Origin of the sequence: Nonomuraea sp. CA-141351, assembly GCF_050944675.1 — a bacterium.
Taxonomy (GTDB): Bacteria; Actinomycetota; Actinomycetes; order Streptosporangiales; family Streptosporangiaceae; genus Nonomuraea.
The window spans coordinates 5146767-5169849 of record NZ_CP191982.1 but is presented as its reverse complement, the minus strand read 5'-3'; the positions used below and the strand labels follow the sequence as shown (position 1 = coordinate 5169849).

General features: G+C 70.9%; 21 protein-coding genes and 1 pseudogene. 9 read left to right on the top strand and 13 right to left on the bottom strand.

Going from position 1 to position 23083, the window contains the following annotated elements:
• Window positions 1–52 precede the first annotated feature (52 nt).
• On the bottom strand, window positions 53–235 hold the full coding sequence (locus ACQPWU_RS24435; RefSeq protein ID WP_433445616.1) for a hypothetical protein: 183 nt from the start codon (window positions 233–235) through the stop codon (window positions 53–55).
• A 158-nt stretch (window positions 236–393) separates the two neighbouring features.
• Here ACQPWU_RS24435 and ACQPWU_RS24430 point away from each other — a divergent pair, with 158 nt between their 5' ends.
• Together ACQPWU_RS24430 and ACQPWU_RS24425 are read left to right on the top strand one after the other, a co-directional pair.
• Window positions 394–990, top strand: a complete 597-nt coding sequence (locus ACQPWU_RS24430; protein WP_433443924.1) for a carboxymuconolactone decarboxylase family protein — start codon at window positions 394–396, stop codon at window positions 988–990.
• Window positions 991–1433: 443 nt separating this feature from the next.
• A complete protein-coding gene (locus tag ACQPWU_RS24425; RefSeq protein WP_433443922.1) occupies window positions 1434–2228 on the top strand; it encodes a GntR family transcriptional regulator in 795 nt (264 codons plus the stop codon).
• A gap of 361 nt (window positions 2229–2589) precedes the next feature.
• Here ACQPWU_RS24425 and ACQPWU_RS24420 read toward each other — a convergent pair.
• Together ACQPWU_RS24420 and ACQPWU_RS24415 are read right to left on the bottom strand one after the other, a co-directional pair.
• Window positions 2590–3353 (bottom strand): annotated as a pseudogene (locus ACQPWU_RS24420) (class I SAM-dependent methyltransferase).
• A 196-nt stretch (window positions 3354–3549) separates the two neighbouring features.
• Window positions 3550–3900: a phosphotransferase gene (locus ACQPWU_RS24415; protein ID WP_433445280.1), complete on the bottom strand. Its 351-nt coding sequence runs from the start codon at window positions 3898–3900 to the stop codon at window positions 3550–3552.
• 146 nt (window positions 3901–4046) lie between these two features.
• On the opposite strand from ACQPWU_RS24415, the gene ACQPWU_RS24410 reads away from it, so the two are divergent.
• Window positions 4047–4640, top strand: a complete 594-nt coding sequence (locus ACQPWU_RS24410) for a helix-turn-helix domain-containing protein (RefSeq protein WP_433443920.1) — start codon at window positions 4047–4049, stop codon at window positions 4638–4640.
• Here the strand turns inward: ACQPWU_RS24410 and ACQPWU_RS24405 are convergent.
• The 7 genes from ACQPWU_RS24405 to ACQPWU_RS24375 all read right to left on the bottom strand — a co-directional run bounded on the left by ACQPWU_RS24405 (window position 4625) and on the right by ACQPWU_RS24375 (window position 15361).
• Window positions 4625–6412, bottom strand: a complete 1788-nt coding sequence (locus ACQPWU_RS24405) for an ABC transporter ATP-binding protein (RefSeq protein WP_433443918.1) — start codon at window positions 6410–6412, stop codon at window positions 4625–4627. The genes ACQPWU_RS24410 and ACQPWU_RS24405 overlap by 16 nt on opposite strands.
• 1 nt (window position 6413) lies before the next feature.
• On the bottom strand, window positions 6414–7229 hold the full coding sequence (locus ACQPWU_RS24400; RefSeq protein WP_433443916.1) for an ABC transporter permease: 816 nt from the start codon (window positions 7227–7229) through the stop codon (window positions 6414–6416).
• Window positions 7226–8179 carry an ABC transporter permease gene (locus ACQPWU_RS24395; RefSeq protein WP_433443914.1) on the bottom strand — a complete coding sequence of 318 codons (954 nt, stop codon included), beginning with the start codon at window positions 8177–8179 and terminating at the stop codon, window positions 7226–7228. The genes ACQPWU_RS24400 and ACQPWU_RS24395 overlap by 4 nt, the downstream gene beginning before the upstream one ends.
• On the bottom strand, window positions 8179–10026 hold the full coding sequence (locus ACQPWU_RS24390; RefSeq protein ID WP_433443912.1) for an alpha/beta hydrolase family protein: 1848 nt from the start codon (window positions 10024–10026) through the stop codon (window positions 8179–8181). Before ACQPWU_RS24390 ends, ACQPWU_RS24395 begins: the two co-directional genes overlap by 1 nt.
• Window positions 10026–11645 carry an ABC transporter substrate-binding protein gene (locus ACQPWU_RS24385; protein WP_433443910.1) on the bottom strand — a complete coding sequence of 540 codons (1620 nt, stop codon included), beginning with the start codon at window positions 11643–11645 and terminating at the stop codon, window positions 10026–10028. The genes ACQPWU_RS24390 and ACQPWU_RS24385 overlap by 1 nt, the downstream gene beginning before the upstream one ends.
• A 292-nt stretch (window positions 11646–11937) precedes the next feature.
• Entirely contained in the window at window positions 11938–12972 is a 1035-nt protein-coding gene (locus ACQPWU_RS24380; protein WP_433443908.1) for a LacI family DNA-binding transcriptional regulator, read from the bottom strand.
• Window positions 12956–15361: a glycoside hydrolase family 3 N-terminal domain-containing protein gene (locus tag ACQPWU_RS24375; RefSeq protein ID WP_433443906.1), complete on the bottom strand. Its 2406-nt coding sequence runs from the start codon at window positions 15359–15361 to the stop codon at window positions 12956–12958. The genes ACQPWU_RS24380 and ACQPWU_RS24375 overlap by 17 nt, the downstream gene beginning before the upstream one ends.
• A gap of 345 nt (window positions 15362–15706) precedes the next feature.
• Between ACQPWU_RS24375 and ACQPWU_RS24370 the strand changes: the two genes are divergently transcribed.
• The 3 genes from ACQPWU_RS24370 to ACQPWU_RS24360 are packed head-to-tail and all read left to right on the top strand — an operon-like array spanning window position 15707 to window position 18880.
• Window positions 15707–17065 carry an extracellular solute-binding protein gene (locus tag ACQPWU_RS24370; RefSeq protein WP_433443904.1) on the top strand — a complete coding sequence of 453 codons (1359 nt, stop codon included), beginning with the start codon at window positions 15707–15709 and terminating at the stop codon, window positions 17063–17065.
• Complete coding sequence (locus tag ACQPWU_RS24365) at window positions 17062–17988, top strand: carbohydrate ABC transporter permease (protein WP_433443902.1); 927 nt, start codon at window positions 17062–17064, stop codon at window positions 17986–17988. Before ACQPWU_RS24370 ends, ACQPWU_RS24365 begins: the two co-directional genes overlap by 4 nt.
• Before the next feature lies 1 nt (window position 17989).
• Window positions 17990–18880, top strand: coding sequence for a carbohydrate ABC transporter permease (locus tag ACQPWU_RS24360; protein WP_433443900.1), 891 nt, complete (start codon window positions 17990–17992; stop codon window positions 18878–18880).
• 209 nt (window positions 18881–19089) lie between these two features.
• Here the strand turns inward: ACQPWU_RS24360 and ACQPWU_RS24355 are convergent, their stop codons facing one another.
• Window positions 19090–20034 (bottom strand): LysR substrate-binding domain-containing protein, encoded by a 945-nt coding sequence (locus ACQPWU_RS24355; protein ID WP_433443898.1) that lies wholly within the window; start codon window positions 20032–20034, stop codon window positions 19090–19092.
• A gap of 70 nt (window positions 20035–20104) precedes the next feature.
• Between ACQPWU_RS24355 and ACQPWU_RS24350 the strand changes: the two genes are divergently transcribed.
• The gene (locus ACQPWU_RS24350; RefSeq protein ID WP_433443896.1) at window positions 20105–20989 is read left to right on the top strand and encodes an NAD(P)H-binding protein; all 885 of its coding nucleotides are present in this window, start codon (window positions 20105–20107) and stop codon (window positions 20987–20989) included.
• A gap of 12 nt (window positions 20990–21001) precedes the next feature.
• On the opposite strand, the gene ACQPWU_RS24345 is transcribed toward ACQPWU_RS24350, so the two are convergent.
• Complete coding sequence (locus ACQPWU_RS24345; protein ID WP_433443895.1) at window positions 21002–21361, bottom strand: hypothetical protein; 360 nt, start codon at window positions 21359–21361, stop codon at window positions 21002–21004.
• A gap of 137 nt (window positions 21362–21498) precedes the next feature.
• A complete protein-coding gene (locus ACQPWU_RS24340) occupies window positions 21499–21939 on the bottom strand; it encodes an Lrp/AsnC family transcriptional regulator (protein WP_433443893.1) in 441 nt (146 codons plus the stop codon).
• Between the two features lie 100 nt (window positions 21940–22039).
• Between ACQPWU_RS24340 and ACQPWU_RS24335 the strand changes: the two genes are divergently transcribed.
• Window positions 22040–22762 (top strand): AzlC family ABC transporter permease, encoded by a 723-nt coding sequence (locus ACQPWU_RS24335; protein ID WP_433443891.1) that lies wholly within the window; start codon window positions 22040–22042, stop codon window positions 22760–22762.
• On the top strand, window positions 22755–23081 hold the full coding sequence (locus ACQPWU_RS24330; protein WP_433443889.1) for a branched-chain amino acid transporter permease: 327 nt from the start codon (window positions 22755–22757) through the stop codon (window positions 23079–23081). The genes ACQPWU_RS24335 and ACQPWU_RS24330 overlap by 8 nt, the downstream gene beginning before the upstream one ends.
• The last annotated feature ends 2 nt before the right edge of the window (window positions 23082–23083 follow it).

Below are 23083 nucleotides of genomic sequence, written 5' to 3'. Positions count from 1 at the left end.
ACGGGGAATCAGTATCGGGGCAAAAGGTCACGAATGCAGCACCGGACGCCGGTCAGGTCAGGGACTGCTCCGCCCAGGCGAGGGCGTCGGGCCAGAGGGTGCGCTCGACGACCTTGCGGCGGCCCTCGATCCGGCCCGCCGCGATGGCCCGGGCGACCACGGCGGCGTGGTCGCGCGCCGACTGCCACTGCTCGACGCGCCGGTGTTGGCGTACGTCCAGCCGTGGTAGCCGCACCGGAAATGCGGGGCGTTGCCCCGGTCCGCGCGGCACAGCGGCACTCCGCGGTGCCGGCAGGTGTCGAGCAGGGCGCGCACCGCGCCGGTCTCGTCGCGCACAGAATCACCTCGGGTGGTGTAATACAAATTTCAGGACCAAGGAGCTGATGAGAGCCCGTGCACGGACGAATCCCCTGGTACAGCCCGAAGTTCCTGACCTCGGAACAGCGCGCGGTGTACGACGAGATAGCCAGTGGACCGCGCGCCACAGGCCCGTTCCGGTTGACGGATCCGGAGGGTCGCCTGGAGGGCCCGTTCAACGCGATGCTCACCGCCCCGGGCGTCGGCGGGCCCCTGCAGCGGCTGGGCGCGGCGATCCGGTACGCGACGGACCTGCCTGCCCGGTGGCGCGAGATCGCCATCCTGGAGGTGGCGGTCGCGCGCCGCAGCGACTTCGAGTGGTACGCGCACGAACGTGTGGGCAGGAACGCGGGCCTGACCGAGGAGGAACTGTCGGCACTGCGCTCGGGGTCGGACGCCGGCACGTTCGACGAGCCCGAGCGCACCCTGCGCGCCGTGTGCAGGTCTCTCGTCCTGCACCGAGGGCTCGACGACGACCTCTACGCCCGCGCCGAGGCCGCCCTCGGCACGGCACACCTGTACGAGCTGGTCGTCCTGGCCGGCTACTACGACACGCTGGCACTGTCGCTCGCCACGTTCCGCACGCCGCTGCCGGCGGGCGAGCCACCGGTCTTCGACCAGGCCCCCCGCTGAGCCCAGCCTCCATCCATCGAGCCCGGCCCGCCGACGCCCAGCAGCCGTACTTCCCCACCGCCCCTCCCTCCGGAGGCGGCCCCGACCGGCCAGAGCAGCGGCCGGGCGGGGTCGGCAGGCAGCATGCCTCGGGCGGGTCAGCGATCGGCGCGCCAGACCGGGCGGCTCAGCGGACGGGCAGGGCCGCCGCGACGGCGGGATCGCGCTCGACGGTCGTGGCCCGCGCGAGCGCGCCCACCCGCACGGCGCCGGCTTTGTCGCCGTATTCGCTCGAGGACGTCGAGCTCCTCCTCCAGTGTTCTGGGATCCACGTAGGAGAACACCGCCGGCTTCACGCGACCTCCCTTCGGGGTCGGGACAAGCGGAGATCCGTCCCTCGGCGGGTAGTCGGTACGATGAATGACAAAGACTGATCACCTCCGATCCGAAGAGGACGCCCGAGGATGACCGCCTCCCCGTCCCGTCGAAGCGCCCGCAGCGCGCCCGGCGCGCTGCCCCGCATCGGCCAGGGCTCGCTGGCCGAGCAGACCACCGTCGTCCTGCTCGAAGCGATCATGGAGCGGCGCTTCGCCGGCGACCGGCTGCCCAACGAGCCCGATCTTGCCGCCCAGCTGGGCGTCAGCCGCACCACGATCCGCACGGCGCTGCAGACCCTGGAACGGCTGGGCGTGGTCAGCCGCGCGCCCTCGCGGGGCACCCAGGTGCGCCCGCACATCGGCCGCGAGAGCATCCTGCTGCACCGGCTGATCGGCTTTCGCGAGATGCTCGAGGCCCACCACGACGAGGTCCGCGTCGAGCAGTGCTTCGAGGTGCGCGACCACGGCGGCGAGGCGGCCATGGCGGCGCTGGGCGTCGGCACGTCCACGCCCATGCTGGTGCACCACAAGACCCTCTTCGCCGATGGCACTCCGGCGGTCCACCTGCTGCAGGAAGTGCCTCTGGAGTACGTCGGCGAGGAGACGCGCCGCAAGCTGGCCAAAGGCCACAAGGTCGAGGCGCCCGACACCATCTTCGAGTTCAGCCAGTCCTGGCCGGGCCGCGAGATCGACCACTCGGTCGTGGAGATCGTTCCGTCCGTGGTGCCCGAAGGGGCGGGGTCCCCGTTGTCGATGCCGCCGGGCACGCCGCACCTCGCCCTGCGCGAGATCCACTACACCTCGGGCAACGAGCCGGTGGCCTATTCGCAGGAGATCGTCGACGACTCCTTCATCCGTTTCCGGCTGGTCCGTTCCCGCTGACCTCCGGGGTCGCCCCCTGGCCGAGGCCTGGCTGAGCACGGGCTGCGGTTTCCCGCCCGCGGGCTGGTGGGCGGGAAATGGGCGGGGATCGTCCGAGGGTGGCTATCGAGGCCCGGTTCCCGGCGGAGGAGGTCGGGACGCAGGTGCCGGGGAGCGCCTCGTCGGTGGTGAGCTGGTGCAGGGATGGCCCCGCCCATGCGTCCGTCCATGGCTCTCGCGCTGAAGCAGCAATCCAGGACGACGACCTTGCGGGCCGCGGGGAACAGCCAATACTGGTAAGGCCGTGTGACCGAGCGCTTCAGTTGGCGGGAATCATCCGCTGAAACGCTGAGTCACCACAGCCGATCGTGGCGAGACGCCGTCAGTTGGCTTCTAGAACGAAGAACAGGAAGCTCAGGAACCTCGTGCCGGTGATCTCGCGGAACTCCTCGGGGAACAGTTCGCGGGCTTCCGGCACAAACGGCGGTTCGCTGATGACGCTGATGCGAAAGCCCCCGTGGTGAAGGCTTCGGTCATCGCGTGCAACGGCCGGTCCCAGAAGCTCATCTGGGCGGTCTGCCCTCCCATGGTCCATTCTTCGATCCGGTTACGGGTTCCGAAATAGCTGGGCTTTTCCCCGGCCATGTGCTGCATGAGGGTGATGACGAAAGGATGATCGACCGAGACGAGGAGTCGGCCGCCAGGCCGTAGCACGCGTCGCAGCTCGGCCAGCGTCGGCCCCCAGTCCTCCAGGTAGTGCAGCACCAGGGAGGCGATGACGTCGTCAAACGCGTCGTCAGGAAAGAGCAGTGGGCTGGCCAGGTCGGCGACCCGCAGATCCGCGTCGGCGCCCAGCCTCCGTCGGGCCATCTCCAGCATCCCGGCGCTCGCGTCGATGCCGGTCACGATGGCGCCTCGATCGCGCAGCTCGGAGAACAGGGCACCCGAGCCGCAGCCGGCGTCGAGGATGCGCCGGCCGGTCACGTCCCCGGCGAGCTCCAGCATCGCGGGCCGCTCGTAGTAAGCGTTTACGAGGCTGGTCTCGTTCTCGGCCGTGTACCCCTCGGCGACCCTGTCGTAGTCGTTGAATCGGGACAAATGTTCGTTCTTAACATGACCCTCGGGCATAGTCGTCATGCGGGCCATTTTGGCCCGCCCGTCACGGGTTGCGCAGACATACAGCCCGGTTTGCCATCGGTTGAGCGCACATCCGCCAACTGAAGCGCCAAGTCGGCATGTCATCGTAGTGATGACCGATCTGTCATCACTACGATGACATCCGGGGCCGCGCGCCGTGATGTGCGCACTCGACCGCCAATAACCCCACTACTCGAACGCGTTCTCAGACCGCTCGAACTTCGGCGAGCCGCTTGACCGCGAACTCGTCGTCCCAGCAGACGGCGGCTTCCCATGCGGCCGACGCTTGCGCGGCGATGTCGTACGCGCCGTCGTCCAGCCCGGCGGCGTTGCCGGGCAGCACGAGGTCGAGGTCGGGGACGTCGACGTGCGACTCGTCCCAGTCGATCAGCGCGACTTGATTCGCGGTCATGCGGACGTTGCCAGGGTTGTCGGGGTCGCCGTGGACGACGCATGTCTGACGTCCGGTGAGCCGCGCCCACGCTGCCCGGCATCGAGCGACGCTCTCAGGGGGCATCGCGCCGAGGTCGATCCTCGTCCCGGTCTCGGCGTGCAGGAGGTCGGTCGACGTCCTGGTCGCGCTGGCCTACCTCATCTGGCGACGCCGGCTCGACCACTACCAGAGCGTCGGTCACGGAGCTCACGTCGATCACGAGGACGGGCACGGCATGATGGAGGCAGCGTTCGACGGAAGGGACCCACGTGCGGCACGACAAGACCTCCGCCGTCGCGGCCACCGCAGGGCCGGCCTCGGGGGTGCGCGGGGCGATCGCCGGCAATCTGCGCGGTACCCGGCTGGCGCGGGGGTTCAGCGTGCGGGAGCTGGCCGAGCTGACCGGGGTGAGCAAGGCGCTCATCTCGCAGATCGAGCGAGGCGTCGCCAACCCTACGATCGAGGTGCTGACCCGGCTGGCGGCGGCGCTCGATCTGACGTTCGCCGAGCTGACCCGCACTCATCTGGCCGGTCCGGAGGTGATCCGGCGGGGCGAGGGCATGCCGCTGCAGGTGGGTGACACAACGGTACGCAGCCTGTTCGCGGCACCCGACCGGCGGCGCTTCGAGCTGGCCGAGGGCGATCTGCCGCCGCTGACGCGCAGCGCCAAGAGCGCTCACGGGCGGGGGTCGGTGGAGCACGCCTACGTCGTGGCGGGCGAGGTCACGGTGGAGACCGGCACGTGGTCCGTGCTGCTGGGCGAGGGTGACGCGGTGCGCTTCGCCGCCGAGCTCGATCATGTCTACGTCACCGGAGAGCAGGGCTGCCGGGTGCTGACGCTGATCTCCTACTCGGAAGACTGACCCGGCCAGGCCCCCGAGCCGTCGGGGACGCTGTCCAGCAGCTCCCTGGTGTAAGGGTGGCCCGGCTCGTCGAGCACGCGCTGCACCGGCCCGCTCTCCAGGCACTCGCCGGCCCGCAGGACGTACAGCCGGTCGGCGAGCTGGCGCACCACGGCCAGGTCGTGGGTGATGAACAGAATGCCCATGGACAATCGTTCCCGCAGCCCGGCCAGCAGGGTGAGCACCTGCGCCTGGACGGAGACGTCCAGGGCGGAGACGGGCTCGTCGCAGACCAGCAGGCGGGGCTCGCCGGCCACGGCCCGGGCGATCGCCACGCGCTGGCGCTCGCCGCCCGACAGGTTCGCGGGGCGGAGCGCGGCCAGGGCCGGGTCCAGGCCCACCAGGTCCAGCAGCGCGCCGACGTCGGGCGGGCGCCCGTCGGCGGCGAGGGCCTCCTTGAGCGTCGCACCGACCGTGCGGGCAGGGTTCAGCGTCGAGTACGGATCCTGGAAGATCATCTGTGCGGCGCGGCGGGCCCGGCGCACGGCCTGGCGAGTCATGCGGGTGTAGTCCGAGCAGTCGTCGCCGTCGAGCAGGATCGTGCCGCTGTCAGGGCGTTCCAGGCCCGTCACGCAGCGGGCCAGGGTGGTCTTGCCGGAGCCCGACTCGCCGACGACGGCGACGATCTCGCCGGGGGCCACGCTCATGCTCACGCCGGCCAGCGCGGGGCGGGACGCGCCGGGGTAGGTCTTGCGCAGGTCGCCGATGTCCAGCATCGGCTTGGTCGCGGCGCGCGCGGGCGCCGCCACACCGAGCGGGGGCGGCGGCGCGACCGGCAGTTCCTCGGCCCGTACGCACGCGGACAGCCGTCCCGCGTCCAGCGGCCGCGGCTTCGGGACGCCGACCCCTGCGACGGGCCGCAGCTCCGGCACGCCCGCCCGGCAGGCGGCCACGGCGTGCCCGCAGCGATCGGCGAAGCCGCATCGGTCGGCGACCGCGTCGTGCGCCGGCACCGAGCCCGGCACCGACGGGATGACGGCCAGCCGCCGGTCCGCCGGCGGCTCGGCGGCGAGCAGCGCCCGCGTGTACGGGTGGCGCTGCTCCTCGCGCAGTTCCGCCGCGCGCCCCACCTCCATGACCCGGCCCGCGTACATGACCACGACCCGGTCGCACATCGAGAAGGCCAGCCGCAGGTCGTGGGTGATGAGCAGGAATGTCATATCCCGCTCGCGCTGGACGCGCCGGATGAGGGCCAGCACCTCCCGCTGGGTGGTGGCGTCCAGAGCGGTGGTCGGCTCGTCGGCAACCAGGACACGTGGCGCGGCCGCGAGCGCGGCGGCCAGCCCCACGCGCTGCCGCATGCCGCCGGAGAGCTGGAACGGGTAGCGCCCGGCCACCTCGGCGGGCAAGCCCACCTCGGCGAGGAGCCTGGGCACCTCGGCCTTCGGGTCGGCACCGGACGGCAGTCCGTCCGCGATCTGCCTGCCGGCCTTGCGCAGCGGGTTGAGCAGGGTGAACGGGTCCTGCATGAGCAGGGACACGGTACCGCCGCGCTGCCGTCGGCGGGCCCGCGGGTCGTCGTCCACGCGTTGCCCGTCGATGACCACCTGGCCGTGCGACTCCAGCCCGCCGGGCAGCAGCCCGAGCAGCGCCCGCACGGTCAAGGACTTGCCGGAGCCGGACTCTCCCACGATCGCGACCGACTCCCCCAGCGCGACCTCAAAGGACACGCCGGAGAGCAGGGTTCGGCCGGTGGCGGGCTGCCGTACTGTGAGGTCGTCCACGCGCAGCATGTCAGCGCGCCCTTCCGCGCCGGTCGACGCGCTCGTGCAGCCAGTCGCCCACGATGTTGAGCGCGGCGGCGGTGGCGATGATGGCCAGCCCGGGTGCGACGACGGCCCACGGGTTGGCGAGCAGCTGGGTGCGGTTGTCGGCCAGCGTCCGCCCCCAGTCCGGGGAGCCGGCGGGCACGCCGAGGCCGAGGAACGACAGCGACGACAGCGACACCAGCGCGTAGGCGAAGTTGAGGAAGGCGGAGGCCAGCGCGACAGAGGCGATGTTGGGCCAGATGTGCCTGGTCATGATGCGCCAGGAGGACAGGTTCTTGAGCAGTGCCGCTTCGACGTAGGGCCGGTGCCGCTGCTCCAGGACGGCTCCGCGCACCACGCGGGTGTCCGTGGGCGCGAACAGTACGACGAGCACGGCGATGGCCGGCCCGTACCCGCCGCCGAGCACGCCCGCCACGACGATCGCGACAAGCAGCGCGGGCAGCGAGAACATCAGGTCGGCCCAGCGCATGGCCAAGGTGTCCGCCAATCCGCCGAAATATCCTGCGGCCAGCCCGATCAGGTTCCCGATCACCATCGACCCGGCCGCGACGGCAAGCGCCCCCGGCACGGCCGTGCGGGCCCCGGCGACGAGCAGTCGCAGCACGTCGCGGCCCAGGTCGTCGGTGCCCAGCGGGTGGCCGGGGCCGGGCCCCGAGATGCCGGTCATCAGGTCCTGCGCGGTGGCGCCCGGCACCAGCCAGGGCGCGAACGCCGCGGCGACGGCGACCGCCGCGAGCACGGCCAGCGCCACGCCCACACCGAGCGGTACGCGGCGGCTCACGACGCGCTCCGGCCGAGCCGTACCCGGGGGTCGATGATCGAGTAGCCGATGTCGACGAGCAGGTTGACGCCGGCGATGAGCAGGGTGAGCAGCAGCGCGAGCGCCTGTACGACCGGGACGTCCTTGAAGGTGACCGAGTCGACCAGCAACGACCCCAGTCCGGGCAGCGCGAACGTCACCTCCACCAGCACGGTCCCGGCCAGCATGCCGGTGACGACGAGCCCGGCGGCGGTCAGGACCGGCACCAGGGAGTTGCGCATCGCGTACCCGAGCACGAGCGGCCCGCTCAGCCCCCGGGCCCGGGCGAACACCACATAGTCCTGCTCCAGCTCGCGCACCAGCGCGGCCCGGCCGAACCTGACGAGCAACCCCACGGCCCCGAGCGCCAGCGCGGCAGCGGGCAGCGTGAGGTGCCAGAGCTGGTCTACGGCGCCCTGCCCGGCGCCGTAGACGGGGAACCAGCCGAGCCAGAGGGCGAACACCACGAGCAGCAGCAGCCCGACCGCGAACGGCGGCGCGCTGAGCCCCACCACCCCGGCGGTCACCACCAGCCGGTCGGTGATCCGGCCCCGGCGCAGCGCGCCGAGCACGCCGAGCGGGAGCCCGGCGAGCGCGGCCAGCAAGGTGCCGTACCCGACGAGGGCGAGGGTGAGCGGCAGCCGCTGCCCGAGCATGTCGGAGACAGGCATGCCCGTCCTGATGGAGGTGCCGAGGTCGCCGCGCAGGACGTCGCCGAACCAGCGCAGGTACTGCACGGCGACCGGGTCGTTGAGGTGGTAGCGGGCCTGGATCGCGGCGATGGTCTCGGCGGTGGCCGGACGGGTGCCGAGCAGCGTCTGCTGGATGGAGCCAGGGGCCAGGTAGAGCAGGAGGAACACGCCGACCGACAGCAGCAGCACGACGGCGGCGGTGCCCGCGAACCTGCGCAGCAGGAACCCGGTCCAGCCCATCACAACACCCCGCCCCCGGTCAGCCAGCCGATCACGCGCTCGGCGGCGTCCGTGCGATGGGCGCCCTCGACCAGCTCGTGCCCCTCCCGAGGGTAGACGACGAGTTCGGTGCTCACTCCCGCCGCCGACCAGGCGCGATACAGCTGCTCTGCCTGGCCCGGCGGAGTGGTCCGGTCCTGCTCGCCGTGCAGGATCAGCGTGGGCGTGGCGACGCCGGTCGCGTGGTAGACGGGCGAACGGGCGGCCAGATGCTCACGGCCCTGCGGGGTCGTGGGGTCGGCGCCGCCGTGGTAGAGGGGGTCGAAGCCGCCCGCGAGGTTGCTGGCCGTGCTGAAGCTGAGCCAGTCGCTCACGCCGGACATGACGACGGCGGCGCGGAAGCGGCAGGTACGTGTGGTGGCCCAGGCGGTGAGGTAGCCGCCGTAGCTCAGGCCCATGACGGCCATCCGCTCCGGGTCGGCGACTCCGGCCTCGACCAGGTGGTCCACCCCCGCGAGCAGGTCGCCGAGGTCCACCTCGCCGACCCGCCCTATGACGGCACGCGCGTAGTCCTGACCGCGACCGCTGCTACCGCGCGGATTGGGCAGCAGGACCGCGGCGCCCGCGTGCGCGAGCGGCACGGCAAGCTGGTTGGACTCGGCGGGGGCGAACGCGCTGGACCACAACCAGGTGGGGCCGCCGTGCGCGATGACGACCAGCGGCCGCGGCCCCGCCGGGCCCAGGGTGAGCAGGAGGCCGGAGATCACCTGCCCGCCCTCGCCGGTCCAGGACACTTCCTCCTGCCGGACGGCCAGGCGCGCCAGCGCGGCGTTCCCCTTTGTAATCGGACGCCAGTCTCCGGCGGTGAGCGAGGCGACAGCCACCTCGGGCGGACACTCGGCCGTCTCCCATACGGCGGCGGCCAGCGTGCCCGAGCGGTCCACCGACAGTGACGGCTGGCCGTCGCGACCGCCCAGGGTGCCCCAGGCGCTCCAGCGGCTGAGCACCCGCCCGTCGGCCGCGCTCAGGACGCCGCCGTGCACCCCGGAGCCCGACCAGCCGGTGAACCAGAGGGTGCGATCGTCCAGCCAGCCGAGGTCGGTCACGTCGTCCACCTCGCCCAAGTACGCCACCCGGCCCGTATCCAGGTCGGCGCGCAGGATCCGCCCGGAGACGATGGACAGCCCCTCGACCACCACCGCCGCCCGCCCGCCCGGAGCCAGCCTGGGCCGGTTGAGCTGCCAGGGCGTCGTGTGCAAGACCCGCACGTCGCCGGTGCGGGCGTCGATCAGGTCGAGCCTGGGGCGGTAGTAGCCCGCAGGCGTCTCATCCTCGGAGCTGACCGCGAGCGCCTGGCCGTCCCGCCAGTCGGCGTCCCACACGCTCAGCCCCGGCACCGCGATCTCGTGCGGCCCGTCACCGTCCGCGCCGAACCAGGCCAGGCGCCGCAACCGCCCGCCAGGCGTCCGGACGAAGGGGTCGCTGGGGTCGTGGACACGCAGGCCCAGGTGGCTGCCGTCGCGCTCGCTGCCAGGGTCGGCCAGGCGCACCAGGACGGTGCCGTCGTCGCCGGAGATGAGGTCCTCGATCTCCCCGTCCACCCTGCCCTGCCAGACCGGTTCCAGGGTCGTGCCCGACCTGATCTCCACCCGGTCGCCGCCGGAGGCGAGCAGCAGCCGCCCGCTGGGCAGCCAGCGTGTCAGCGCGTGCCGCCGCCCGGGCACGGGCGTGCTGCGGCCGTCGAGGCCGATGACGTGCGCCGCCCCGTCGAGCACGCACGCGACCCGGTCACCGTCCGGATGCAGCGCCACGGACTCCGGATATCGCAGCCCCGCCAGCGCACGATGAACATCGATGGGCGAGGTCATCAGCGGGCGGCCACCTTCGAGGCCCAAGGGCCGACGAAGAAGTACGGGCCGAACCCGTCGGCGGTGACCGCCTTTCCGAACGCGGTCGCCGCCTCCCCCCACCACAGCGGCTGGTACGGCACGTCGGCGGCGGCCTTGACCAGCGCCTCGCCGAGCAGCTTGCCCCGGGCCGCGTCGTCGGTGCCGCCCTTGGCGTCGTCGAGCAGCCTCGTCACCTCGGCGTTGTCGTACTCGGCGATATTGGTGCCGTTCGCGCCGGTGGCCGAACCGTGCAAGAGCTGGTTGACGTACTCGGCCGGGTCGCCGGTGGTGGCGAAGTACCAGCCCAGGTAGATGCCGGAGGCGTGCTTGCCGAGGTCGGCGATCCACTGCTCCAGCGGCACCTCCTTGACCTCCAGGGTGATGCCGATGCCCTTGAGGTTCTCGGCGAGAGTGAGGGCCGCCCGGCCGAGCTGCGGGCCGCTGCTCGGGTAGGTCAGCACGTCGCTGAAGCCGCCGGGCGTGGCCGACTGCGCCAGCTCCGCCTTGGCCTTGGCCAGGTCGAACTCGTACTGCGGGATGGACGCGTACAGGCTGGTGACCTCGGCCTGGTCCAGCACGCCACCCCACTGGGCGGGGTCGGGGATCGTGGTGGCGACCTTGCCGTGGCCGCGCAGGACGCTCCTGACGATGCCCGCCCGGTCCACCGCGTGTGCGACAGCCTTGCGCACGTGCACGTCGTTCCAGGGCTTCTTGGAGGTGTTGAAGGCGAGCGTGACCAGGGAACGGTCGGCGGCGGTCTTCAGCTGGACGTCCGGGATCGCCTGCCACTGGTCGATCTGCTCGGCGGGAACGTTCAGCGCGACGTCGACCTGGTCGCCGCGCATCGCCAGCAGGCGAGTGGACTCCTCGGGGATGAAGTCGATCTTGATCTGCCGGAATGGCGCCCGCCCGCCCCACCAGGCGTCATGACGCTCCAGCGTGACATGCGAGTCCGGGGCGAACTCCGCCACCTTGTACGGCCCGGTGCCCAGCAGCTTGCCCTCGGGCGTGCCGATCCGCTCGCCGGTGGCCTCGATGAACTTCTCGCTGGTCACCATCAGCGTGCCGGGCGAGGGCGTCCAGGCGAAGGACGCGTCGGGGCTCTTGAGCGTGATGGTGACCTCGGCAGGGCCGGTGGCCTCGATCGTGTCCACGTTCGCGTAGGCGTACGCGAACGCCGTGGTGGAGCCCTTCTTCGCGTGCACGTTCAGGCTGGCCACCGCGTCCTGGGCGGTCAGCGGGGTGCCGTCGGAGAAGGTCACGCCGCCGCGCAGCTTGTAGACATAGGTCCTGGCGTCCTTCCTGGTCCACGACTCGGCCAGGGAGGGTTGGAGGCTGCCGTCCTGGCCGACCCCGACCAGGGCCTCCTGCACCAGGAGACCGACGACGTAGTTCATGATCCCTGCCTCCTTTCCCGCGTCCAGCGAGCCGATGGAGGAGGGCAACGCCACCCGAAGTACGTCGATGCTCCCCTGCTGCCGCCGCGCGGGGGCGGTGGAGCCACCGCAGGCGGCCAGCAGCCCGGGCAGGGACGCGAGCCCGCCCGCGAGCGCGGCAGACCGCAGAAGTGAGCGCCGGGAGAGGGGGAGATCGGCCACCGGAGAACCCAACTTTCGTGCGACCGGCAACCCACCTACCTGCAGTGTCTACCGGAAAAGACCAATTGAGCCATGAGAGTATTCGCTTGGTTGGCGCCGGTCAAACCCATACTTTGAATAGGGAATATGAGGCGGAAATGCATCACCCCGCCTGGCATTCCGCCGGAGGGTACGCGCCCCGTCCGCACCGCCGGCGGCGTGGGCCTCGGCAAGGCTGGTGCGGAGCTCGGTGCAGCTCGCGCGACGGGCGTGACCGGACGCCCAGAGGCGCCTGGTCCCGCGGTCTTAGCTCTCAGGCATGTTTCGCGCAGGCCACGTCCGCCGTGGACGCGCGGACGATCAGCTCGGTGGCCAGCTCGACGTGGTGGGAGTCGATCTTCTCTCCGGCCGCCAGCCGCAGCGCCGTACGCAGTGCCACGCCGCCCATCTCGCGCAGCGGCTGGCGGACGGTGGTCAGGGGCGGGGAGGCCATCCGGGCGATCTGCGTGTCGTCGAAGCCCACGATGCTCAGATCCTCCGGAATGCGCAGGCCCCGCGCCCTGGCGGCCTCCATGACGCCCAGCGCGCTCTCGTCGCAGCCGACGAAGATCGCCGTCGGCGGCTGCGGCAGGTCGAGCACGGCCCCGCCGTACTCCAGGCCGTCCTGGTAGCGGAAGTGCCCGGACCGTGTGTACTCCGGCCGCACCGGCGCCCCCTCGGCCTCCATGGCGGCGCGGTAGCCGTGCAGCCGGGCCTGGTTGCAGGCCGCGGTGGCCGGGCCGCCGATGTAGGCGATGCGCCGGTGCCCGAGGGACAGCAGGTGCTGGGTGGCGGCCAGCCCGCCGGCGAAGTTGGTCGAGCCGATGCTGGTCACCTGGGCGTAGGGCAGGTTGAGCGGGTCGATCACGACCAGCGGCAGCTGGACGCGGGACAGAGCGTTCAGCTGCCTGGCGTTCAGCTCGTCGCACGTGACGGCGATCAGCGCCCGGCGCCCGGCGGCGACCAGGTCGCGGGCCCACGCGGCCGGGTGGTCGATCCTCTTCCTGACGCTGACGACGACCCCGGCGCCGACCTCGGCCCCGGCCGTGACCACACCCTGGATGATCTCCGTGGAGTAGGCGTTGAAGTCGTTGTCGAACTGCACCTCGACCGTGTCCGCCACGACGGCCTCGCCCCGGCGCGGCGACGGCGCGATGTAGTCGTGCTCCCGCAGCAGGGACTCCACCAGGGAACGCGTGGCCGGCGCCACGTCACTGCGGCCGTTGAGCACCTTGGACACGGTCGCCACGGACACGCCTGCCGAGGCCGCGACCGTGGCCAGCGTGGCACGTCTAGGACTGACCGGCATCGCTTCCCTCCTGCTGCTCCACCGATACGGGGGTCATGAGGCGCCGGTCGTGGCCGACGACCCGGGCCGGGCCGGTCAGCCGCACCGTGCCCCGGCACGGCAGGTCGGCCGCCGACGTGCCGGCGAGCACCTCGATGTCCCCGGGCTCCACGATGCGCCTCAGATCACGTCCGGTGAAGGCCGTCCGATCGGCGTGCACCCGGAAGGTCACGCGGGCACTCGCCCCGGCTTCCAGCCGGACCCTGGCGAACCCGGTCAGCTGCCGGACCGGCCGGGTGACCTGGGCGACGACGTCATGCAGGTAGAGCTGGACGACCTCCTCGCCGGCCCGACCTCCGGTGTTGCGCACGCGGACGGCCACGGAGAACTCGCCGTCGGTGGGCACCTCGGCGGCGTCGATCTGCAGGTCGCCGACCTCGAAGGTGGTGTAGGAGGAGCCGTACCCGAACGGGAACAGCGGCGTCGGGTCGAGGTTGCTGATGCCGTGGCTGTTGGCTCCGAGCGGCGGCTGCAGGTAGGTGCCCGGCTGTCCGCCGTGCCCGCGCGGGATCTGCACCGGCAGCTTGCCCGAGGGCTGGACCCGGCCGGACAGGACGCCGGCGATGGCCGCGCCACCCTCCTCGCCGGGCATGAACGCCTGGACGAGCGCGGCGGCGCCCGCGTGGGCCGTGCCCAGCGCGTACGGGCGGCCGGAGACCACGACCACGACCACCGGCGTGCCCGTGGCGGCGAGCTCGGCCAGCAGGTCCTCCTGCACGCCGGGCAGCCGCAGGTCGTCGGCGTCGCAGCCCTCCCCCGAGGTCCCATGCCCGAACAGCCCGGCGAGGTCGCCCACGGCCACCACGCACAGGTCGGCCTCGCGGGCCGCGGCGGCCGCGGCGGCGAACCCGGAGCGGTCGTCGCCCTGCACCTCGCAGCCCCGCTCGTGAACGATCTCGGTGTCCGGCAGCTCGGCCCGCAGCGCATCGAGGAGGCTGGGCGCCTCGACGCCGAGCCCGAGGCCGGGGTGGCGGGGCAGTACGTGGTTGGGGAAGGCGTAGCAGCCCATGAAGGTACGGGGGTCGTCGGCGCACGGCCCGACGACGGCGACCCGCCGCAGCCCGGGCCGCAGCGGCAGCGCGGTCCCCGCGTCGAGCAGCACGATCGACCGCTCGGCCAGCTCGCGCGCCAGCGCCCGGTTGCCCGGCGAGTCGAGGTCCACGGAGGCGGCCCCGGACACGGACTTCTCCGGCGTCCAGTCGGGGTCGAGCAGCCCCAGCTCGACCTTCTGGGTCAGCAGGCGGCGCGCCGCCCGGTCGATCAGGGACTCGGGGATCTCGCCGCCGCGCACTCGCTCGACCAGGTGCCGGCCGAAGCCGAGCGTGTCGGGCAGCTCGACGTCGATCCCCGCGCCCAGCGCCAGCACACCGGCCTCGTCGGTGCCGTCGGCGACGCCGTGCATGGTCGCCAGGAACGGGACGGCCCAGTAGTCCGACACGACCGTCCCGGTGAAGCCCCAGTCGTCGCGCAGCACCTCGGTCAGCAGCCAGGGGTCCGCCCCGGCCGGCACGCCGTCCACGTCGGAGTAGGAGTTCATCACCGACCGCGCCCCGCCCAGCGCGATGGCCGACTCGAACGACGGCAGGATCATGTCCATCAGCTCGCGACGCCCCATCGGCACCGGCCCGTGGTTGCGGGCCGCCCGCGAGGCCGAGTAGCCGGCGAAGTGCTTGAGCGTGGCGATGATCCCGGCGCTCTCCAGGCCGCGCACGTAGGCGGCGCCGAGCATCGAGACGAGGTACGGGTCCTCGCCCATCGTCTCCTCGACCCGCCCCCACCGGTAGTCGCGCACCACGTCCAGGACCGGCGACAGGCCCTGGTGCACGCCCACGGCGGCCATGTCGCGCCCGATCGCGGCCGCCATCCGCTCCACCAGCTCGGGATCGAACGTCGCACCCCACGCGATGGCCGCGGGATAGACGGTCGCCCCGTACGTCGTGAACCCGGTCAGGCACTCCTCGTGCACGATGGCCGGGATCCCGAACCTGGACCGCTCGACGACCGCCCGCTGCAGTCTGACCACCTCGGCGGCGCCCTCCGCAGGGGTCACGGGACCACTGCCGTGCACCCGGGTCAGGTGCCCGAGCCCATGGCTGATCGCCTCGTCGAAGGGGACCGTGCCCGAGGCCGCGAACACGTCCTGCATCGGCGCCACGTTCAGCGTCTCGGCCTCTTCGACCGGCTCGTGCTGCATGTCGTTGCCGATCCACCGGCTGCCGAGCTGGCCGACCTTCTCCTCCAGGGTCATCTCCGCAAGGATGGCGTCGACCCGGTCGGACACGGGAAGGGCCGGGTCCTGCCACGGACGGAGCACGCCGTCAACCGCGGGCGTCCGGTCTAGAGCCGTCATCTGCTGCTCTCCTTCAAGGCGATGTCCACCGTGAGATTTTCGAAATGTTTCGGGGTCGTGACCGACCTGTGAGCGAGACCTCCTCGGCGCCAGATGACCAGTTGAACGCCGCGCCTGAGTACTTTACACACGCCCTGCCCGGATGGGCAGGTTCCCAGGTGCGGCGGTCTTGACAGGCACATGGCCGAAACTTAGATTGACGGACCACGCGGTATGTCGCAAATGTTTCGACAAGTTAATTCAAGAGCAGCGAAGTGTGGGGCCGGCGCCATGGCGGCCCGCCACACACCCGACGATCCACGAGCCGCGCGGCCAACCCCCCGGCGTTCAGTTACGGAGATCAGCGTGGAGACCAGGACAACCTCTCGCCGCACGTTCCTCAGCCTCTCCATGGGCCTTCCCCTGGGAGCCGCCCTGGCCGCCTGCGGCAGCTCCGGGCCCACCCAGACGGGCGCCGGTGGCGCGCCCGCCACCAGCGCCGGCGGCGGTGCCGGCAAGGCCACTTACTGGTACCTCAGCGTCGAGCCGAACGAAGGCGTGCGCCGACGCGGGGTGGAGCGCTTCAACAAGGCCAACCCCGGCAGCACGATCGCGACGACCACCTTCCAGAACGACGCCTTCAAGACGAAGATCAAGACAGCGATCGGCGCGGGCGAGGCCCCCACCATCATCTGGGGCTGGGGCGGCGGCGGCCTGCGCAGCTACGTGCAGGCGGGCCAGGTCGACGACCTCACCTCCTGGTTCGACCAGAACCAGGCCTACAAGGACCGGCTGTTCCCGTCCTCCTTCGGCGCGGCCACGGTCGACGGCAAGATCTACGCGGTACCGGTCGAAACGGTGACGCCGATCGTCTTCTACTACAACAAGAAGCTCTTCGAGAAGGTCGGTGCGCAGCCCCCGCAGGAGTGGGGCGACATCATGGACCTGGTCAAGAAGTTCAACGCCGCGGGCATCGCGCCGATCTCCCTCGGCGGCCAGTCCCGCTGGACCAACATGATGTGGCTGGAGTTCCTCTTCGACCGCATCGGCGGCCCCGAGGTCTTCCAGGCCATCTACGACGGCGAGAAGGACGCCTGGAACAACCCGGCCGCCATCGACGGCCTGACCAAGATGCAGGAGTTGATCAAGGCCAACGGCTTCGTCAAGGGCTTCTCCTCGATCACCGCCGACTCCAACGCCGACCAGGCGCTCCTCTACACCGGCAAGGCCGCGATGATGCTGCACGGCGGCTGGACGTACGGGTCCATGAACACCGACGGCGGCGACTTCGTCTCCGGCGGCAGCCTCGGCTACATGAACTTCCCGTCGGTGCAGGGCGGCAAGGGCGACCCCGGCAACACCGTGGGCAACCCGGCCCAGTACATGTCGATCTCCTCCAAGGCGACCCCTGAGGCGAAGGAGATCGCCAAGAAGTTCTTCCTCACCGAGATGAACTCCGACGCGCAGTCCAAGGACTGGGTCAGCATCACGCAGGTGCCGATCGTCAAGGGCATCGACTCGGAGTTCGGCTCCTCCAAGGAAGGGCCGTGGCAGAAGTTCGTCTACGACACCGCCAGCAACGCCAAGTCCTTCCAGCAGTCCTGGGACCAGGCGCTCAGCCCGACCGCGGCCGAGGTCCTGCTGGACAACATCGCCAAGCTGTTCCAGCTGTCGATCTCGCCGCAGCAGTTCGCCACCAACCTCAACGAGGTCATCGGCAAGTGACTGTTCCTCCGAACCCCGCCAGGGGAAACGCGTCCCAGGCCGCCGTGCCCGGCGGCCAGGGGCGCGGCCTCGCCTGGCTGGCCGTGCCGGCGCTGCTGTTCTTCGTCGCCTTCGCCGTGATCCCGCTCGTCGGTGTCTTCGCGCTCAGCTTCACCTCCTGGGACGGGCTCGGCGAGATCCGCGTCAGCGGCTTCGACAGCTGGCGCGCCGTGCTCACCGATCCCGGGCTGCCGCACGCGTTGTGGGTGACGTTCCTGGTCACAGCGCTGTCGTGGGCGGTGCAGACGCCGGCGAGCATCCTGCTCGGCACGTTCCTGGCCGGCTTCCAGCGTTACCGCGCGGTGCTCGCGGCGCTGTACTTCATCCCGCTGCTGCTCAGCTCGGCCGCCATCGCGATCACTTTCAAGGCGCTGCTCGACCCGAACTTCGGGCTCGGCGCCGGGCTGGGGATCCCGATCCTCGTGCAGGACTGGCTCGGCGAGCCGGTCCTCGCCTTCGGCGTCGTGATCTTCGTGGTGTCGTGGCAGTTCATCCCGTTCCACTCGCTGATCTATCAGGGCGGCGTACGCCAGATCCCGCGCTCGATGTACGAGGCCGCCGAGATCGACGGCGCCGGCCGGGTCCGCATGTTCTTCAACATCACCCTGCCCCAGCTCAAGTACACGATCATCACGTCCTCGACCCTGATGGTCGTGGGTTCGCTGGTCTTCTTCGACCTGATCTTCGTGCTCACCGCGGGCGGCCCCGGAGACGCCACCCGGGTGCTCGCGCTGGATATGTGGCAGAGGGGATTCCGGGCCAACCTGATGGGCCCGGCGAGCGCGATCGCCGTCGTCCTCGTGCTGGTGGGCCTGGCGCTGGCGCTGCTGCTGCGCCGGCTCGGCGGCCGGGACGCGACCCACAGCCAGCTGGAAGGGGCCTGACATGGCGACGACGCTCTCCAAGGACTCCTCGAAGGTGGCCGTGGAGCACCTCGGTCCCGGCCACAAAGGCGTGACCCGCCGCCCCAACTGGGTGGCCGGCACGGTTTCCTGGATCTGGCTGGCGATCGTGATCGTGCCGATCTACTGGATCCTCATCACCAGCTTCAAGCTGCAGAGCAACTACTACTCCGAGAACCCCCTCGTGCCGCCGTCCGAGCCCACGCTGGCCAACTACCAGATGGTCATCGAGGCGGGCTTCATCCGGTACTTCGTCAACAGCGTCGTCGTCACGCTCGGCGCGGTCGTGCCCGCCGTCGCGGTGTCGTTCATGGCGGCGTACGCGATCGTCCGCAGCGGCAAGGGGCGGTTCCTGCGCTGGACGAACTCGGCGTTCCTCATGGGCCTGGCCATCCCGCACCAGGCCACGATCATCCCGATCTACCTGATCATCATTAAGATGGGCCTCTATGACACGCTGCTGGGGATGATCCTGCCGTCGATCGCGTTCGCGATCCCGCTGTCGGTGCTCATTCTGTCGAACTTCATCAGGGACGTGCCCAAGGAGCTGTTCGAGTCGATGCGGCTGGACGGCGCCAGCGAGCTCGGCACGCTCTGGAACCTGGCGCTGCCTCTGACCAGGCCCGCCGTGGTGACGGTGACCATCTACAACGCGCTGACGATCTGGAACGGCTTCCTGCTGCCGCTGATCCTCACGCAGAGCCCCGAGCAGCGCACGCTGCCACTGGCGCTGTGGAGCTTCCAGGGCCAGTACAGCATCAACGTGCCCGCGGTGCTCGCCTCCGTCGTCCTGACCTCGCTGCCCATCCTGATCCTGTACGTGGTGGGCCGCCGCCAGCTGCTGGCAGGCCTGACCGCCGGGTTCGGCAAGTGACGGCCACCCGGAAAACGGGCTGCTGAGAATTCGGGCCGCCACCCTCGGGCGGCCCGAATTCTTTACCCTGGTCGCCGCGGACCCTTTTCCTTACGCTTGGCTGACACGGCCTTCTGGCGACAGGAGTCAGGTGCCTTGAGCACCCGCCTCCGCCGTGTTCGACACACCCTGATTACAGCGGGAGCCGTACCGGGCCAGGGGGCGGCGTTTTATATGACCGCCTTCTGGGATATTTCCTCTTCTGCCCGAGCCGTTGCCGCGACCGAAACGGCTACCCGTACGAAGGCGGCCACCGCCGCCGAGCGCGCGTCCTGTGGCCAGGCGACGGCCAGCGTGGCCGGCTCGACGTCGCTGACCGGCCGGTAGGCGATCTCGGGCCACGTGTAACGCCGCACCACCCAGGCAGGGAGAAGGCAGACGATGTCGCCCAGCTCGATCAGCCTGAAGACCTGGGCCATGTCCGTGGCCGTCTGATGGGTTCCGGCCACGAGCCCGCGGTGTGCCGTCCGCGGCGGCTCACCGACGCTGCCGTGCACAGCCGAGGACGGGTCCTGGTCGGCGGGCGTTCCGTCGGGGAGCCTTCTGCCGGCCAGGTCGGCCAGCCGCAGGCACGACCGCGCGGCCAGCGGATCGGTCGCCGCCAGTGCTACCAGGCGGGGCTCCGTCAGCAGCGGCTCGACGTCCAGGCCGCGGTCGTCGAAGGGGCTGACCAGCAGCGCGGCATCGGCTCGCCCATCGCGCAGCGCCTGCGCCTGCTCTCCGCGCGCACCCAGCACCAGCTCCACCGCGAGCGCCGCTTCCTCGTGCTGGTAGGCGGAGAGGATCCGCGGCAGCAGCCCCCCGTCGTTGTCGGCCTTGAGCGCGAGCCGCAGCCGCGGTGTGGCCTGGCCGGCGTGCCGGGCTCGCCGGCCGGCCGCGGCGACCGCGTCCAGCACGGTACGGGCATCCCGCAGGAAAACCTCCCCGACCGTCGTGAGCGTGACCTGACGCGTGGTGCGCTCGAGCAACCGCACGCCCAGTTGGCGTTCCAGATCGCGGATCGCCCGGGAGAGCGGGGGCTGCGCCATGCCCAGCCGCTCGGCCGCGCGGCCGAAGTGAAGCTCTTCCGCGACGGTGACGAAGTACCGGAGTTGTCGCACCTCCAGATCATTCATACTTCCAGGGTATCAATGGCGATCAGATCGGTCCTTCAGGTCTGCCTGCGATCCCGGTTGACTGAGCCGCATGATCCTCATCACCACTCCCACCGGCCAGATCGGCCGGCAGGTCCTCGACAACATCCTCGACAGCGCGGAGGCGATCCGCGTGATCGCACGCGACCCCTCCCGGCTCGCCCCGCGTGTACGCGAACGGGTCGAGGTCGTGCCGGGATCGCACAACGACCCCGACGTCCTCACCGAGGCGCTCGCCGGCGCCGACTCGGTGTTCTGGGTCGTGCCCCCCGACCCCGGCGCCACAAGCGTCGAAGGTCACTGCCTGAGTTTCACCCAGCCGCTGTGCGAGGCCATCACGAGCCAGGGCGTCCAGCGGGTCGTCGGCGTCTCGACCCTGGGCCGCGGGGTGGCGAAGAACGCCGGGCAGATATCGGCGGCGCTGGCCATGGACGAGCTGATCGAGAAGACCGGCGTGAGCTACCGGGCCCTGGAGATGCCGGGCTTCATGGAGAACATGCTCCGGCAGATCGAGCCGATCAAGAGCCAAGGCGCGTTCTTCCTCCCGATGTCCGGGGATCGCAGGATCCCGGCCTGCGCCACCCGCGACATCGCGGCCGTCGCGGCCGAGCTGCTGCTCGATGATTCCTGGAGCGGTCAGGGCGGCGTCCCGATCCTCGGGCCCGAGGACCTGTCCGCCGACGACATGGCGCAGATCATGTCGGAGGTGCTGGAGCGACCGGTCCGCTTCCAGCAGGTCCCCGGCGAGGCCTACAAGGCCACCCTGATGCGGCACGGGATGAGCGAGGCGTGGGCCCAAGGCATGATCGACATGACGACCGAGGTCGATCGGGGCATCTACAACACCCAGCCGCGCACCCCGCAGTCCACCACCCCCACCAGCTTCCGCCAATGGTGCGAGGACGTACTCAAGCCGGCCTTCACGCAGTCATCGTGACGGTCCTGCCCCTTACCGGGAGACCAGCCACCGCCAGCGTGGCAGCTCCAGGACGAGGGTGACCAAGGCCAGCACGGACACCAGCGCGGCGGCGAACACGTGCCAGGCGGCCCACGCCGCCGCCACCGCGGCCACGAGCTGCAGAAGAACCAGCACGATCGTCACCGGCCCCGGCACCGCGACGATCACGCTCCGCTTGTCGCCCGGAGTGGACAACAGCGTCGGCAGCCCGATCAGCACCACGACCGACAGCACGGCCAGCAGCACGGAATGCGGGGCGAGGGCCCACGGGGTCGCGACCCAGGCGACCAGTTCGGTGGCGAACCGGAACGCGGACGCGACGCGGTCATCCGGGCGTGGAGCGGAGGGCATGCGCGTAATGTACCGTTCCCCGCTTCCTGGTCACCCCGAAGTGGAAGCTCGGACGCGACCGGACGATCGTGGTCCCATACGACACCAGCATCCGCATCCGGCTCGTCCCTCAACCGTGACGAGCCGATGCTCCGGTCCTACGGGGCCGGCTTGACGTTCTTCATCGTGAAGTGCGAGGTGATGCCCCTGACGCGCGGGATGGTCATGACGTGCTGACTGAGGAAGGTCTCATAGGCGGCCAGGTCGGCGACGGCCACGCGCGCGAAGTAGTCGGGGCTGCCGAACAGCCGGCGCAGCTCAAGGACCTCCTCGGCCTGCGCCAGGGCCTGCTCGAAGCGCTCGACCGTCTCCGCGTCCTGGGCGTCGAGGGTGAGGTCGATCAGGACCTCGAAGGACCGGCCCACGGCGCCGGGGTCGATGACGGCCCGGTAGCCGCGGATGACGCCCTCGGCCTCCAGCCGCTGGACGCGCCGCAGGCACGGGCCGGTGGTGAGCCCGACCCGATTCGCCAGCTCGACGTTCGTCAACCGCCCGTCCCGCTCCAACTCAGCGATGATTGCTCTGTCGATCGCGTCCATGAAAGAAGATTGCACCACAGACAGCTGTGTGAGCAATATTCGCAACCACATGTCGCTCGTTCTGCGAGAGCATAGTGGGGTGCAACACGACGTTCCGACGATGATGACCGCACCGGCCTCGGCCACCCGGCGCCGGCAGATCGCCGCGGGGGTGCGCGACTCCTTCTCCGCGGGGCTGGGGATCTTCCCGCTGGGGATCGCCCTCGGCCTGATGGTCCTCCAGGCCGGCCTGCCCTGGTGGCTCACTCCCGCCCTGTCCCTGGCTGCCTTCGCCGGCTCCCTGGAACTGCTGCTGGTGGGCATGGTGGCCACCGTCACGCCGCTCGCCGCGGTCGCGCTGACCGTTCTGGTGGTCAACTTCCGGCACGTCTTCTACGCCTTCTCGTTCCCGCTCCACCTGGTCAAGAACCCGTTGGCGAAGGCGTACGCCGTCTACGCGATGATCGACGAGGCGTACGCCGTCAACGCCTCGCTGCCCGCGGCGGAGCGTTCGGCGCCCCGGCTGCTGGCGATGCAGATCGCCTGCCAGACCTACTGGGCCGGTGGCGGCCTGGTCGGCGTCGCCATCGGCGTGGCCCTGCCCACGCCGATCAAGGGCCTGGAATTCGCCCTGTGCGCCCTGTTCACCGTGCTCACGCTGGATGCGTTCCGCTCCCGCCGCGAGATCCCCTCGGTGCTGCTGGCCGGGGCGAGCGTGGCCGTCGCCCTCGTTCTCACTCCGGGCGTCGCCATGTTCACCGCGCTGCTGCTGTTCGTCGGCCTGCTGCTGGCCCGCCACGCGCTCACCGCCCGCCGATCCGCTCTGGAGACCGCCGATGCCTAGCGCCGGCTACCTCATCGCGGTCCTCGCGATCGTCTTCACGATCACGCTCGCCCTGCGTGCCGTCCCTTTCGCGGTGCTGCGCACGCTGCGCACCTCGGCGATCGTGCGGCAACTGTCGGCGTGGATGCCGGTGGGCATCCTGGCGATCCTCGCCGTGACCGCCCTGCACGGCACCATCGTCGCCGAACCGCACGCGGCGCCGTACGCGCTGCTCGCGGTCGCCGTCACCGCAGGCGTCCACCTGGCCTTCGGGCGCCGCACGATCCTGAGCGTCGGGATCGGCACCGCCGCGTACGTCACCCTCGTCAACGCCTTCTGACG

Excerpts from the sequence above, each read along its gene's own strand:
- ACQPWU_RS24425 (WP_433443922.1), top strand. The coding sequence starts at position 1,434 with ATGACCGCCTCCCCGTCCCGTCGAAGCGCCCGCAGCGCGCCCGGCGCG.
- ACQPWU_RS24405 (WP_433443918.1), bottom strand. The coding sequence starts at position 6,412 with ATGCTGCGCGTGGACGACCTCACAGTACGGCAGCCCGCCACCGGCCGA.
- ACQPWU_RS24395 (WP_433443914.1), bottom strand. The coding sequence starts at position 8,179 with ATGGGCTGGACCGGGTTCCTGCTGCGCAGGTTCGCGGGCACCGCCGCC.
- ACQPWU_RS24390 (WP_433443912.1), bottom strand. The coding sequence starts at position 10,026 with ATGACCTCGCCCATCGATGTTCATCGTGCGCTGGCGGGGCTGCGATAT.
- ACQPWU_RS24380 (WP_433443908.1), bottom strand. The coding sequence starts at position 12,972 with ATGCCGGTCAGTCCTAGACGTGCCACGCTGGCCACGGTCGCGGCCTCG.
- ACQPWU_RS24375 (WP_433443906.1), bottom strand. The coding sequence starts at position 15,361 with ATGACGGCTCTAGACCGGACGCCCGCGGTTGACGGCGTGCTCCGTCCG.
- ACQPWU_RS24360 (WP_433443900.1), top strand. The coding sequence starts at position 17,990 with ATGGCGACGACGCTCTCCAAGGACTCCTCGAAGGTGGCCGTGGAGCAC.
- ACQPWU_RS24355 (WP_433443898.1), bottom strand. The coding sequence starts at position 20,034 with ATGAATGATCTGGAGGTGCGACAACTCCGGTACTTCGTCACCGTCGCG.
- ACQPWU_RS24350 (WP_433443896.1), top strand. The coding sequence starts at position 20,105 with ATGATCCTCATCACCACTCCCACCGGCCAGATCGGCCGGCAGGTCCTC.
- ACQPWU_RS24345 (WP_433443895.1), bottom strand. The coding sequence starts at position 21,361 with ATGCCCTCCGCTCCACGCCCGGATGACCGCGTCGCGTCCGCGTTCCGG.
- ACQPWU_RS24340 (WP_433443893.1), bottom strand. The coding sequence starts at position 21,939 with ATGGACGCGATCGACAGAGCAATCATCGCTGAGTTGGAGCGGGACGGG.
- ACQPWU_RS24335 (WP_433443891.1), top strand. The coding sequence starts at position 22,040 with ATGATGACCGCACCGGCCTCGGCCACCCGGCGCCGGCAGATCGCCGCG.
- ACQPWU_RS24330 (WP_433443889.1), top strand. The coding sequence starts at position 22,755 with ATGCCTAGCGCCGGCTACCTCATCGCGGTCCTCGCGATCGTCTTCACG.